This is a genomic window from Polaribacter vadi, from assembly GCF_001761365.1.
Lineage (GTDB): Bacteria > Bacteroidota > Bacteroidia > Flavobacteriales > Flavobacteriaceae > Polaribacter > Polaribacter vadi.
The window spans coordinates 3,529,582-3,543,298 of record NZ_CP017477.1 but is presented as its reverse complement, the minus strand read 5'-3'; the positions used below and the strand labels follow the sequence as shown (position 1 = coordinate 3,543,298).

Annotated in this window: 11 protein-coding genes; 7 read left to right on the top strand and 4 right to left on the bottom strand. The window is 28.6% G+C overall.

What is annotated here, in order from left to right; translation table 11 throughout:
• Positions 1-222 precede the first annotated feature (222 nt).
• Positions 223-6,843, top strand: coding sequence for an alpha-2-macroglobulin family protein (locus tag LPB03_RS15275; RefSeq protein WP_065320264.1), 6,621 nt, complete (start codon positions 223-225; stop codon positions 6,841-6,843).
• Between the two features lie 87 nt (positions 6,844-6,930).
• Positions 6,931-7,425 carry a hypothetical protein gene (locus LPB03_RS15270; RefSeq protein WP_065320527.1) on the top strand — a complete coding sequence of 165 codons (495 nt, stop codon included), beginning with the start codon at positions 6,931-6,933 and terminating at the stop codon, positions 7,423-7,425.
• Positions 7,426-7,482: 57 nt separating this feature from the next.
• Here LPB03_RS15270 and LPB03_RS15265 read toward each other — a convergent pair whose 3' ends face one another.
• Positions 7,483-8,004 carry a DUF4136 domain-containing protein gene (locus LPB03_RS15265; RefSeq protein ID WP_065320265.1) on the bottom strand — a complete coding sequence of 174 codons (522 nt, stop codon included), beginning with the start codon at positions 8,002-8,004 and terminating at the stop codon, positions 7,483-7,485.
• Between the two features lie 4 nt (positions 8,005-8,008).
• Complete coding sequence (locus LPB03_RS15260; protein WP_065320266.1) at positions 8,009-9,007, bottom strand: M28 family peptidase; 999 nt, start codon at positions 9,005-9,007, stop codon at positions 8,009-8,011.
• Positions 9,008-9,086: 79 nt separating this feature from the next.
• On the opposite strand from LPB03_RS15260, the gene kdsA reads away from it, so the two are divergent.
• Positions 9,087-9,905 carry a 3-deoxy-8-phosphooctulonate synthase gene (gene kdsA, locus LPB03_RS15255; protein WP_065320267.1) on the top strand — a complete coding sequence of 273 codons (819 nt, stop codon included), beginning with the start codon at positions 9,087-9,089 and terminating at the stop codon, positions 9,903-9,905.
• A gap of 118 nt (positions 9,906-10,023) precedes the next feature.
• Positions 10,024-10,983, top strand: a complete 960-nt coding sequence (locus tag LPB03_RS15250; RefSeq protein ID WP_065320268.1) for a transglutaminase domain-containing protein — start codon at positions 10,024-10,026, stop codon at positions 10,981-10,983.
• A gap of 66 nt (positions 10,984-11,049) precedes the next feature.
• Here the strand turns inward: LPB03_RS15250 and LPB03_RS15245 are convergent, their stop codons facing one another.
• Entirely contained in the window at positions 11,050-11,421 is a 372-nt protein-coding gene (locus tag LPB03_RS15245) for a DUF1801 domain-containing protein (protein WP_065320269.1), read from the bottom strand.
• Positions 11,422-11,451: 30 nt separating this feature from the next.
• On the opposite strand from LPB03_RS15245, the gene LPB03_RS15240 reads away from it, so the two are divergent.
• Entirely contained in the window at positions 11,452-12,009 is a 558-nt protein-coding gene (locus tag LPB03_RS15240; RefSeq protein ID WP_065320270.1) for a hypothetical protein, read from the top strand.
• An 18-nt stretch (positions 12,010-12,027) separates the two neighbouring features.
• Here the strand turns inward: LPB03_RS15240 and LPB03_RS15235 are convergent, their stop codons facing one another.
• Positions 12,028-12,483 (bottom strand): universal stress protein, encoded by a 456-nt coding sequence (locus LPB03_RS15235; RefSeq protein ID WP_065320271.1) that lies wholly within the window; start codon positions 12,481-12,483, stop codon positions 12,028-12,030.
• Positions 12,484-12,757: 274 nt separating this feature from the next.
• Between LPB03_RS15235 and LPB03_RS15230 the strand changes: the two genes are divergently transcribed.
• Together LPB03_RS15230 and LPB03_RS15225 are read left to right on the top strand one after the other, a co-directional pair.
• Positions 12,758-13,366, top strand: coding sequence for a hypothetical protein (locus tag LPB03_RS15230; protein WP_065320272.1), 609 nt, complete (start codon positions 12,758-12,760; stop codon positions 13,364-13,366).
• A gap of 29 nt (positions 13,367-13,395) precedes the next feature.
• Positions 13,396-13,692, top strand: a complete 297-nt coding sequence (locus tag LPB03_RS15225) for a winged helix-turn-helix domain-containing protein (RefSeq protein ID WP_083187319.1) — start codon at positions 13,396-13,398, stop codon at positions 13,690-13,692.
• The last annotated feature ends 25 nt before the right edge of the window (positions 13,693-13,717 follow it).

Sequence of the window (13,717 nt, the reverse complement as noted above, 5' to 3'; positions counted from 1 at the left end):
GGATAAATGAATTTTCGAGAAACAAATCAATGAGTTTACCATAGAAGAAACTAAATAAAAAAGCGGTTTTACGAACCAAAAAGACGCGTTCGCTAATTATGGATAGTTTTATAAAATAAATTTCACGTGCTTTATAGCATAAATTCCTGATTATTGGGATTAACAATTTCAAATGAAACCAAGAGATATAAACTTTAGGAATCTTTTTAAAATTAATGAATAATGAAAAAATTTACAACAACAATAGTAATGATATTCTTATTTTCTTTAACCACAAATGCTCAAAACGATTTTGAGAAACTTTGGCAACAAGTCGAAAAATTTGAGGTTGATGGTTTGCCAAAATCGGCTTTAAAAATTGTAGAAGAAATTTATACAAAAGCAGAAAAAACGAACAATTCTTCACAAATTATAAAGTCGCTTTTTTACAAAAGTAAATTTTCATTAACATTAGAAGAGGATGCACAACTAAAGGTAATTCATAATTTTAAAGAGCAAATTGCTAAAAATGTATCTCCAACAAAAAATGTGTTAGAAAATGTTTTAGCGAACTTATATTGGCAATATTTTACTCAAAATAGATATAAATTTTATAACCGAACAAAAACTCAAGATAAAGTCGATGTTAATGATTTTAGAACTTGGGATTTAGACACGCTTTTTGAGGAAATTCACACGTATTTCAAAGCATCTTTACAAGAGGAAAAGTTATTACAAAAAATTAATATTGATGAGTTTTCCGATATTTTACAACTTCAACATACTGCTAAAATATACACTCCTACTCTATTCGATTTTTTAGCGAATAACGCTCTTCAATTCTATAAATCTTCAGAGACTTCCATCACCAAACCTTCTTATCAATTTACGATTGATAGTTCTGATTATTTGAGTGATGCTAAAACATTTTCCACGTTAAAAATCACATCAAAAGATAGTTTGTCTTTAGAATTGAATGCTTTAAAAATTTATCAAAATTTACTTCATTTACATAGCATTACAAACAATAAAAATGCGTTTGCAAATATCGATGTTCAGCGAATTAATTTTGTGTATCAAAATGCAACTTTCGAAAATAAGGATAGTATTCTATTAGAAACGTTAAAAACCTCGGAAGAAAATTTTAAGAATGATGAAGCAAGTGGTTTGTATGCATTTGAAATTGCTGAAATTTATAAAAATAAAGCGAAGAATAAAGAAGCTCTTGATATTTGTAATACTGTTATAAAAGATTTCCCAAAGAGTTTAGGAGCACAAAAATGTTTTGTTTTAAAAAATCAAATTGAGCAAAAAACGCTTTCTATTTTAGCTGAGGAATATATTCCTATTGCTAAAAATTCGAGACTTTTAGTTACCTATAAAAATGTCGAAAAGTTATTTTTTACGGGGTATAAAATCAATCAAAAACAACTAGAGGAATTCAATAAAATTTATAAGTTTGATGATAAAAAGGCATTTATCAGCAAGTTAGAAAAATTAAAAACTTGGAATCACAAACTAAGAAATGAAGATGATTATTTAGAACATTCAACTGAAGTTATTGTACCAAAATTTGAAAGTGGAATGTATCTAATTTTGGCCTCAGAAAATGATGATTTAAACGAAAACTCAGTTTACGGAACTACCACAATTCAAGTAACCAACTTAACATTGATTGAAAATACTTTTGATGGAAGATACAATTATCAAGTAGTTGATAGAACTACAGGAAAACCAATTAAGAATGCTGAAATTCATTTACAAAATGAAAAAAGAAATAATGGCAGATTAATCAACAAAAAATTAACAACGGATAAAAATGGTTTTGCTTCTTACAAAAGTAACGATTACTACAATAATGTAGAAATTACAATTTCAACTAAAAATGATTTTGCAATTTTTGATAATAATTATTTGTACAATCAAAACTCTAATAACAATGAGAATAATGCAAATGAAGAAATCATTATAAAACCATTTATTTTCACAGATAGAAGTATTTATAGACCAGGACAAATTGTATATTTTAAAACAATTGTTATTAAAAAACAAGGAGATACATCCGAAGTTTTTAAAAACGAATTTGTTGAGGTTACTTTGTATGATGTGAATAACCAAATTGTAAAAACGTTAGATTTAAAACTAAACGATTTTGGTTCTGTTGCTGGCCAATTTATAATTCCAAACAATGGTTTAACAGGCGAATTTACAATTGATGTTGATGAAAGTTCTACACAAAAAAGTAAATTTTACAAGAATGCAGATTTTGATATCGATTATAATAATTCTGTTACAATTTCTGTAGAAGAATATAAAAGACCAAAGTTTGAGACCGAATTTAAACCCATCACAGAAAGTTTTAAAATAAACGATTCAATTAAAATTAATGGTTTTGCAAAAGCGTTTTCTGGTGCAAATATTACTGATGCAAAAGTGGTTTATAGAGTACACAGAAAAGTGCAATATCCTAGTTGGTATTATTGGAGAAGACCAAATCCGACTTCTAATTCGCAAGAAATTACCAATGGAGAAAGCATCACAGATGCATCTGGTAATTTCTTTATCAAATTTAAGGCGATCCCTGATGAAAGTGTAGACAAAGAAAGTAACCCCGTTTTTAATTATGAAATAACTGCGGATGTTACTGACATTAATGGCGAAACAAGAAGTGCAACAACTATTGTAAAAGTTGGTTATCATTCTTTAATTGCTTCTATTTTGATTGATGATAAAATTGATAAAAATCAAAAAGAAACGATTGTTAAAATTGAAACAAAAAATTTAAATGATGAGTTTGTCGCTGCAAAAGGTATTGTTAAAATTTACAAATTACAAGCGCCAAAAAATCCGTTAAGAAACAGACCTTGGTCTGCTCCAGATTATCAAGATATTTCTGAAAATGAATTCCGAAAATTGTTTCCAAATGATCCGTATACAGATGATGAAGGTGATGAAAAAAACTGGAAAAAAGGAGCACTTGTTTTTACAGAAAAGTTTGATACAGAATCATCAAAAGAAATCATTTTAAAAAACACTAAAAGTTGGCTTTCAGGAAAATATATCGTTGTTTTAGAAAGCGAAGATAAATTTGGACAAGAAGTAAAAGACGAAAAAAGAATTACAATTTTCTCTTCAAAAGATAAAAATGTAGCCGATAATCAACTTTTTACGATCAACACAAATAAAACTTTTTACAATGTGGGTGATCAAGTTGAAATTCAAATGGGTTCTGCTTCTAAAAACATGACAGTAATTGTTCAAATTGAAAAGAATCATAAAATTGTTGACACGAAATTGATCAAATTAAACAACTGTATAGAAACAATTAAAATTCCTATAAATAAGGAAGATGTAGGTGGTTTTGCTGTTAAATATCACTATGTTAATTACAATTATTTCGAAAGTGGAAACCTACTTATTAATGTTCCTGAAAAGCAAGAGTCTATAGAAATTATCACCAATATTTTTAGAGATAAATTACAACCTGGTCAAAATGAAACTTGGAGTTTTACCATCAAAGATGATAAAAATGATGCAGTTGCAGCAGAAGTTTTAGCAAGCATGTATGATGCGTCTTTAGATGATTTTAAAGCTCATAATTGGAATTTTAATCCAATTGCTGGAAAACAAAACTACAGTTCTTACCAAACTAGTAATGCCAATAAAAGTTTTGGAAATACTAGTTTTTACATCAAAAATAATGAAAGAAATTATTATCAAATCCCATCAATTGGTACTAGTTCTTACAATTGGTTTGGCTTTAGTTTGAATAATAACAGATGGTTAAATCAACAATATTTAAGAGAAACTAAAAATAAAATTAATAGTACAAGAACAGATTTTGATGGTACAGTTACAGGTTTAATCAGTAATAAGAATGGAGAACCTTTGCCTGGAGTAAATGTTCAAATTAAAGGAACCTCTTTTGGAACAGAAACAGATTTTGATGGTAATTATTCCATCAAAATAAAAAAAGGAGATGTTTTGGTTGTGAATTATTTAGGATATAAATCAGTAGAATATTTAATCGATTCTCAAACAAATATTGATGTAAGTTTAGAAGAAGATGCTAGCTCTTTGGATGAAGTTGTCGTTGTTGGTTATGGAACAAATAGAAAAGCTTATTCAAAAGCATCTATTTCTTATGAAAAAGTAGCTTATGATTCTGATATAAATAGTATTTTAGAAGGAAGAGTTGCTGGAGTTACTATAGATGGCGTTTCTGAACAACCTGGTTCTGATAAAAATATTTCAATTAGAGGAGTAAGTTCTTTAGATGGAAATACAGAACCTTTGTATGTTGTTGATGGTGTTATTGTGGATTCTTTTGATGAAAATGGAAGTAACATCACAAATATTTCTATTCTAAAAGACGCAGCTGCAACTGCACTTTATGGTTCAAGAGGTGCAAATGGCGTTGTAATTATCACCACAAAATCTGGGCAAGAAAAAATAGATGCAGCATTATCTCAAGTGCAAGCACGTAAAAACTTTAAAGAAACTGCTTTCTTTTATCCACAGTTAAAAACAGATGAAAATGGTAAAGTGAGTTTTTCTTTTACAATGCCAGAAGCCTTGACAAGATGGAAATTGCAATTATTAGCACATTCAACAACTTTAAAATCAGCTACAAAAACCTTGCAAACTGTTACTCAAAAAGAATTAATGGTGGTGCCAAATGCACCAAGATTTTTGAGAGAAAAAGATACAATTACGTTGAATGCAAAAATTACCAACTTAACAAATAATCAATTAAGTGGTTTTGCAAAATTGATATTAACAGATGCTATTTCTGGAAAAGAAATTGATTCGGAATTACAAAACCTAGAATCAAACAAGAATTTTGTAGTTGATAAAGATGGAAATACAAACGTTTCTTGGAGTTTAGCAATTCCAGAAAATATGCAAGCTGTTCAATATAAAATTGTGGCAAAATCTGGCGATTTTTCTGATGGAGAACAAAATGTGTTGCCTGTTTTAACCAATAGAATGTTGGTTACAGAAACACTTCCAATGTTTATTAAATCGAACGAAACTAAAACTTTTACGTTGGACAAATTGAAGAATTCAACTTCATCAACGTTAAAAAATCATAAGTTAACACTAGAAATGACCTCAAATCCTGTTTGGGTTGCAGTTCAGGCTTTGCCTTATTTAATGGAATATCCTTATGAATGTTCAGAACAAATTTTTTCTAGATATTATGCAAATACGTTAGCGAGTTTTGTGGCGAATTCAAACCCTAAAATTCAAAATGTTTTTAATGCTTGGAAATCTTCTGATGCACTTTTATCGAATTTAGAAAAAAACCAAGAGTTAAAATCGTTAATCATTCAAGAAACGCCTTGGTTAAGAGATGCACAATCTGAAACCGAACAAAAAAAGAGAATTGCGTTGTTATTCGATTTAAATAAAATGAAAAACGAGCAAGAAAGAGCCATTAACAAATTGCAGGAAAACCAAATGAATTCTGGTGGGTTTCCTTGGTTTAAAGGCAGTAAATATGCAAATACGTTTATTACCCAACATATTGCAACTGGTTTTGGGCATCTACAAAAATTAGGAGTTACTGATTTTGATCCATCAACCAAAAACATGATTGAAAAAGCTGTGAAATTTTTAGATGATGAACTCTTAGAAAATTATGAAAAACTCTTGGAAAGAGCTAGAAAAATTAAAGAGGAATCAAAATCTAAAAAAGAAGGCGAAAAGAAATACGAAGAATATTTATCAAAAAATAATTTGAACTATGCTACCATCCAGTATTTATATATGCGTAGTTTTTATGGTGATATTTCTTTAGATGATACAACAAAATCTGCTGTAAAATATTATCAAAATCAGTCTGCAAAATATTGGAATGCTTATAATTTATATGCAAAAGGACAAATTGCCTTATCACTTTTTAGAGCTGATGAAAAAACAGTTGCAAACAAGATTCTAAAATCTTTAAAAGAAAATTCGATAACTTCTGATGAATTAGGAATGTATTGGAAAAGCAATACTGCTGGTTATTACTATTATCAAGCACCTGTTGAAACGCAAGCTCTAATGATTGAAACTTTTTCTGAAATTGAAAATGATGTTGAAACTATTGATAATCTTAAAATTTGGTTGTTAAAAAATAAACAAACCAATCAATGGAAAACTACAAAAGCCACTACAGAAGCTGTGTATGCATTATTGTTAAATGGAAATGATTGGTTATCTATCACAGAAATGGTAACTATTAAAGTTGGAAATCAACAAATAAATCCATCAGAAATAGAAAACGTAAAAGTGGAAGCTGGAACTGGCTATTTTAAAACTTCTTGGAATACTGAAGAAATAAAACCAGCAATGGCAACAATTACTATCAACAAAAAAGAAAAAGGAATTGCTTGGGGAGGTTTATATTGGCAATATTTTGAAGATTTAGACAAAATTACATCCGCAAAAAGTCCGTTAAAATTAAACAAGAAATTGTTTTTAAAAGTAAATGCTGATACTGGAAAAGAACTAAAATTAATTAATGAAAACACGCAACTTAAAGTTGGCGATTTAATTACGGTAAGAATTGAATTGCGTTCAGATAGAGATATGGAGTTTATTCATTTAAAAGATATGAGAGCTTCTGGAGTTGAGCCAATTAATGTATTATCAACCTATAAATGGCAAGATAATTTAGGGTATTATGAAAGTACTAAAGATGCTGCAACCAATTTCTTTTTTGATAAGTTACCAAAAGGTGTTTATGTATTTGAATATGATGTTCGTGTAAACAATGCTGGGAACTTTAGCAACGGAATTTCTACAATCCAAAGTATGTATGCACCTGAATTTAGCAGTCATTCAAAAGGTGTTCGTTTAAAAATAAATAATTAAACATAAGTGTTAATAAACTTTCTGATAGAGTTAATTAGATATGCCTTTTATATCTAATATTGTAGTTCAATCAAAATGATAGAAATTATGAAAAAAGTACTTTTATTAGTAGGATTTATAGTGAGTTCAGCATTAACAATAAATGCACAGGATATTTCTGAAAATGCAATTGGTTTGCGTTTAGGGTCTGATGACGGTTTTGGAGGTGAGATTTCTTACCAAAGAGCTTTAGGTGGTAATAACAGACTAGAAATTGATTTAGGATTACGTAATAGTAATAATTACGATGGTTTTAAAGCAACAGGTTTGTACCAATGGCTTTGGAATATTGAAGGTGGATTTAATTGGTATGCAGGTGTTGGTGCTGGTTTAGCAAGTTATAGTGGAAATAACAACAATAACAACAACAATGATGATTATTCTGAAACTTTTGTTTTTGCTGCTGGTGATATTGGTATTGAGTACAATTTCCCAAATACGCCAATTTTACTTTCTCTAGATTATAGACCTGAGTTTGGTTTTGGAGATCGTTATAATGACTTTGGAAACGATATCGCTTTTGGAATTAGATACCAGTTTTAATTAAAACATTATTAAAAAAATAAATCCTCTAATTAATTTTAGAGGATTTTTTTGTGTCTATTTTTGTTTTGGTGGATATTTCTCTAAAATGATTTTTATAATTTCCTGAAAATGAAATTCTTTTTCCTCGGGTTTTCTATTCTCATTTATTGTTGAATTTAAAACAGCTTCCCAAAAAAGTGTATTGTTAGTTGCAGCTACAAACTCAACAATAAATTCTTCGTTTAACTTTTTACCTCCAATGGGTATGCCTCCAGAAATGCCAAAACCACCATTTCTACCTCCACTTCCTACTCCAATACCAATTGTATTATTGTTAGTTGCTTCAGTAGTATTTGAAATAATATTGATAAAAAAATCAGGGTTTTCAGATTTTTGAATTCCTAATTTATTCAATTCAGTATTCATTATTGAAGTTACTCTTCTTACATCCAATTCATTTAAACCTTTTCCTACATCTTTATAAAAAGCATAGGTTTTAAAGCTCGAAAAATCAGCTTTATCATCGTAATCTGTGATTACTTTAGACGTTGAGCAACTCATCAACAAAACCAAAAACAAATACTTTAAATTTTTCATATTGCTATTCTTCTAATACCACTCTTGTAGGTGTATCTTTTCCATCAATAATACTTTTTGTTCCTTTTGCAACTGCTTGAATTGTTTGTGTAATAATGGTCATATTTAAAGTTTCAGCTTCATCAGAAACTTTATGATAATCTTTATCAACATCTATTGCAGTTGTAGAAAAAGTATGAGAAGGAACTCCTAAACGTGCTAAAGAAGCATTGTCTGATCTAAAAAATAAATTAAAACTTTTATACGGATCAGGAAATAATTGATACCCAGAACCTTCCAAATTTTTCTGAACAATTTTCCCAAAATCAGATCTTTCAAAACCTGTTAACCAAGCTGTATTGGGTCCAAAACTTGGTATTTTACCAATCATTTCTAAGTTAATACCTGCAACAAATTTAGTCGCGTCAATTCCTTTTCCAAAATGTGTAGAACCAATTAAACCCATTTCTTCAGCTGTAAAAGCCACAAAAACAATGGTTCTTTCATTACCAACTTTCTTAAAGTATTCTGCTAATGCTAAAACTCCAGTAACTCCAGAAGCATCATCGTTTGCACCATTATAGATTTTATCATCTCCTTTTCCTTCGTTTCCTAAATGATCATAATGTGCAGAAATAATTACATATTCGTCTTTTTTACTTTTACCTTCTAAAACCCCAATAATATTAGCACTTGTAATTTCTTCATTGCTTCTTCTTGGTGTAAAATTAAAAGTTTGTCTATAGGTTTCTAATCCTTCAAAAGTGGTTAAACCAATTCTTTTAAATTCATTTTCTATATATTTTGCAGCTTTTTCAATACCTGGTGTTCCCGATTTTCTGCCTTCCATTTCATCTGATGCTAACGTATACAAATGCTTTTTTACCATCACAGAATCAATAAAAAAAGATGGCATTTCCGTTTTTACTTTCTTTGATATTGATTTTTCAACAGTTGTATTCTTTGTGCTTTTACAAGAAATTATACATATTGATGCTGCTAAAAGAAATAGTGTTTTTTTCATTATATATTGATTTTTAAGATGCTAAATATAACATTTATAACGCTTAAATTTTATGTATTTTTGTTTAAAATTTACAAAAATGATTTTATCTGAAATTCCGAATATAAAAAATATTGAAGCAAACAACTTCTTTTTACTTTGTGGACCTTGTGCTATCGAAAGCGAAGAAATGGCTTTAAGAATTGCTGAAAAAGTAGTAACAATTACTGATAAATTAAAGATTCCTTATATTTTTAAAGGGAGTTTTAAAAAAGCAAACAGAAGTAGAATTGATAGTTTTTCTGGAATTGGAGATGAAAAAGCATTAAAAATTTTACGCAAAGTTTCTGAAACTTTCAAAGTGCCAACTGTTACAGACATTCACGAAAGTTCTGATGCTGCAAAAGCTGCTGAATATGTAGATGTTTTACAGATTCCTGCATTTTTGGTTCGTCAAACAGATTTGGTAGTTGCTGCTGCAGAAACTGGCAAGGTTGTCAACTTAAAAAAAGGGCAATTTATGAGTCCTGCTTCTATGAAACATGCAGTTCAAAAAGTTTTAGATGCTGGTAATCATAAGGCTTGGGTTACTGATAGAGGAACCATGTTTGGCTACCAAGATATGATTGTAGATTTTAGAGGAATTCCTGAAATGCGTGCATTTGCACCAACAATTTTAGATGTTACACATTCTTTACAACAACCAAATCAGGTTGCAGGAGTTACTGGAGGAAGACCAGATATGATTGAAACGATTGCAAGAGCAGGAATTGTAAATAATGTAGATGGTTTGTTTATCGAAACTCATTTTGACCCAGCAAATGCAAAATCTGATGGCGCAAATATGTTGCATTTAGACAATTTAGAAAAGTTGTTAAGCAATTTAGTAGCGATTCGTAAAACTGTAAATAGCTTATAAAATATTTTAATATCGATTTTAAACCCTTCAATCTTTAAAAGTTGAAGGGTTTTTATTTTTTTTGAAATAAATTATTGAGGCACAATATTTGATTTCTAAAAGTGTTTACCTTTTTATAATGAAACAACTCATATTTTTATTTCTATTCATTTCGATTGTCACATTTTCTCAGAATTTTGATACTGTTGATGCTAAAGTTTTAAATTATCCAAAATTTAATAAGGTAGAAGATTTGGCAAATAGAATCGATAAAGATTTTAAAAGTGATGCTGACAAAGCAAGAGCTGCTTTTTTTTGGTTAGCAAAAAATATTCGTTATAATTTAAAAGAATATTACAGTCCAAGAAAAAGAAGTTATCGTTTTAGATATTCATCTGAAGAAGAGCGAGTATTAAAATTACAAACCATAAGAAATCAATTTATTGCAGAAACATTTAAAAACAAAATGGGTGTTTGTGAAGATTATGCACAATCTTTCAAAAAAATATGTGATTTATTAAACATAGAAGCTGCAGTTATCAAAGGAAATGTTAGAAGTGATTTTAGAGAAATTGGCACAGTTTCAAACAGTACAAATCATGCTTGGAATGCTGTTAAAATCGATGGAAAATGGCTTATTTTAGATGCAACTTGGGCTGCTGGTTATGAATATAATGGAAAATGGATTCGTAAATTTAACGAGTACTTTTATAATATTCCAATAGATAAAATATTTAAAACTCATTATCCAAAAGAAGCTATTTGGGTCTTACATTTTGGCCAAATGAGTTTGGAAGAATTTTACAATCAGCCAATTTATACCAATACATTTTTAGCATTAGATTCTGAATTGATTTCGCCACAAAATGGTATCATCAATCTAAAAAGATCTGAAAATATCGTTTTAAAATTTAAAGATTTAGATACAACTTCTCAAATTATTTATGCAATTACTGGTAATAAATATACTCAAAAACCAATGATTACTGTTGTCGATAATATGGCTACTTTAACTATAAAAAATCCGAATAGAAATGCAGATTTAACATTGTATATCAATAATAAAGATGCTTTGCATTTTAAAGTTAAAATTGAATAAACAAAACTTCTCGACACAAAATTTCTGGAAGAGAAATTTCACTCGAAATCCTAGAAGTAACAATATTTATTTTCTTTTATAAAATCCTTTATCTTTTAGTTGATGAGCCTCTTCTAAAACTGTCAATAAAATTTTCTCATTGATTTCATCAACAGAAAAATAACGTAAAGATTTTACAACCTTTCTATTTTCTGTCACTAAGAATTCTGTGTATTTCGTTAAATGTGCAGAAACCCAAAAGGCAACATCTACAAAGCCTTTTTTGTGAGATGCATTTAGGTAACAAAAAGGTTTATCATCTAAATAATAAACAGGAATTCTCCATTTACACCTTAAATCTACTGTTGGAAATGCACCCTCTATTAAGATTTGCAAATGCAACAACATCGATTTAAATGGTTCTGGTTGATTTAAAATATATTCTTCTGCAGGTTTCATTTGCGTATATTTGTGAAAGTTATAAAATTTATGAAAACAGACAATACTTCTCAACTAAATTTTTCTTTAGTTGGTTTTACAAGCATCCAAATTGGTATCTATATTTTATTAGCAGCTTTTGCGATTGAAACTTTACTTTTAGATTTTTTAGATGCTGATACCTTAGGCCTTTCATCAGAAATAAATTTAGTGATTGCCATTACAACTATTACTTTTTTTACGGTATTATTTTCGTTTTTTGCGTTGTTTTTTAAAGGAAAAAGAAATGCTAAACAGCAACAACTACAACTTTGGAATAAAAAATCGGTTGCTACTTTTTGGATAATTTTAATTTCATTTTTAAGTATTTATGGGATATTATTTTTTGTGTACACTCAAAATCTTGAAGACTTTATAACACCCACTTTTTTACTTTTCTACGGACTTTTACTGTTTGCATTTCATAAAAAAGAACGAAAAAATCTTTTAATAATCAGTGGAATTTGCTTATTATTTTCCATAATTTGCTTTACGATTCCTACTTATTGGTATTCTTCATTGGTTATTTTAGGAGTTGCACACATTACGTATGGTGTTGTAAACCGCTAAATTATAATACAACTTTTATTATTCTTTTACAGGAATAACCAAAACTGGAATTTTTGAACTTTTAACGATACTTGCAGCAATATTTCCCATAAATATATCTTCTAAAAGACTATGGCTGTGAGTTCCAATTACTAAAAGATCTGCACTCCATTCTTTAGCAAAATTAAGAATTTCATATTCAGGATTCCCTTCAATTACCTTAACTTCAGTGGTTGGTTCTCCTAAATATTTTGCTGTGGAATTAAGAAAAGATTTAGCTTCTTTTTCTAAACTTTCTACAATTTTAATATTCTGATTTACTAAAAAACCATTATAATTCATAATAGGATCATATGTGTTTACATAAACTCCAGCGTTATCAATTACATGAATAAATACAACTTCTGCTTGCAACGCTTTTGCATAATTGAAGCCTGTTTTGGCTATTTTTTTAGCTGAAGGACTTGTGTCTAAGGCAATACATATTTTTTTCATAATATTTTTTTTTTTGAAATTCTAATTTTTTAAGACTATTAATGCTACTAAAATTTGAACTTTTTTTCTCAAAAATAAATATTAAGACGAGCATATCAAAATTAAAATTACACTTTATTAGAATATACAGTTACTTGAGTACTTAATTTTATTAAAAATAATTTTAAATTTAATTTCAATAATAAAGGATTTTTATTTTTTTCGATTTTATTTAAATTTTATTAGTAAAATTAAAAAATAAGTATTTACTTTGTATTTCAAAGTTCTTTAAAAAATGAGTCAAGAAGATTATTTAAGAGACATATCAGAAATTAAAACATTAATGAATAAATCATCAAGATTTATTTCTTTAAGTGGTTTGTCTGGTATTTTAGCAGGAATTTATGCACTAATAGGTGCAGCTTTTGCTTATTGGTTAGTTTGTAATAGTGGCAGAGAATATTTAATTTTAGATGGAACAGTATTTCGTTTGATAATTTTAGATCTAATAATTATTACTGTTTTAAGCATTGGAACTGCCATTTTTTTAACCACAAAAAAAGCAAAAAAGAACAATGAAAAGATTTGGGATTCTTTAACCAAAAGATTATTAACAAGTTTTATTGTACCATTATTGGCAGGTGGAATTTATATTATCATCATTTTAAACAATCAAAAATATGGACAAACTGGTGCTTTAATGTTGCTTTTTTATGGTTTGGCTTTGCTAAATGCATCAAAATATACGTTGGGAGATATTAAATATTTAGGCTACACTCAAATTGTTTTGGGGTTAATTTCTGCTCTATATCCTGGTTATGGATTTTGGTTTTGGGTAATTGGCTTTGGTTTTATGCACATCATTTATGGTGCAATTATGTACTTTAAATATGATAAAAAATAGCACTATTTTTATAATCTAAACAAGTTCGTTTGAAAAACATAATTCTTAACATAAATAAAGCTTTCGATCATAGAATACGACTGGGAATAATGTCGGTTTTAATGGTAAACGAATCTGCCGATTTTACAACTTTAAAAGAATTATTAGGGGCAACAGATGGCAATTTAGCAAGCCATACAAAGGCTTTAGAAAAAGTAGATTTTATAAAAGTAGAAAAACAGTTTATTGGCAGAAAACCAAATACAAAATACATAGCAACCAATTTGGGTAAAATGGAATTTATAAAACACATTGAAGCACTTGAAAAATTAATAAAAAACAAATAAGCTATTTTTTTGAACTATTACTTTG

Excerpts from the sequence above, each read along its gene's own strand:
- LPB03_RS15275 (WP_065320264.1), top strand. The coding sequence starts at position 223 with ATGAAAAAATTTACAACAACAATAGTAATGATATTCTTATTTTCTTTA.
- LPB03_RS15270 (WP_065320527.1), top strand. The coding sequence starts at position 6,931 with ATGAAAAAAGTACTTTTATTAGTAGGATTTATAGTGAGTTCAGCATTA.
- LPB03_RS15265 (WP_065320265.1), bottom strand. The coding sequence starts at position 8,004 with ATGAAAAATTTAAAGTATTTGTTTTTGGTTTTGTTGATGAGTTGCTCA.
- LPB03_RS15260 (WP_065320266.1), bottom strand. The coding sequence starts at position 9,007 with ATGAAAAAAACACTATTTCTTTTAGCAGCATCAATATGTATAATTTCT.
- kdsA (WP_065320267.1), top strand. The coding sequence starts at position 9,087 with ATGATTTTATCTGAAATTCCGAATATAAAAAATATTGAAGCAAACAAC.
- LPB03_RS15250 (WP_065320268.1), top strand. The coding sequence starts at position 10,024 with ATGAAACAACTCATATTTTTATTTCTATTCATTTCGATTGTCACATTT.
- LPB03_RS15245 (WP_065320269.1), bottom strand. The coding sequence starts at position 11,421 with ATGAAACCTGCAGAAGAATATATTTTAAATCAACCAGAACCATTTAAA.
- LPB03_RS15240 (WP_065320270.1), top strand. The coding sequence starts at position 11,452 with ATGAAAACAGACAATACTTCTCAACTAAATTTTTCTTTAGTTGGTTTT.
- LPB03_RS15235 (WP_065320271.1), bottom strand. The coding sequence starts at position 12,483 with ATGAAAAAAATATGTATTGCCTTAGACACAAGTCCTTCAGCTAAAAAA.
- LPB03_RS15230 (WP_065320272.1), top strand. The coding sequence starts at position 12,758 with ATGAGTCAAGAAGATTATTTAAGAGACATATCAGAAATTAAAACATTA.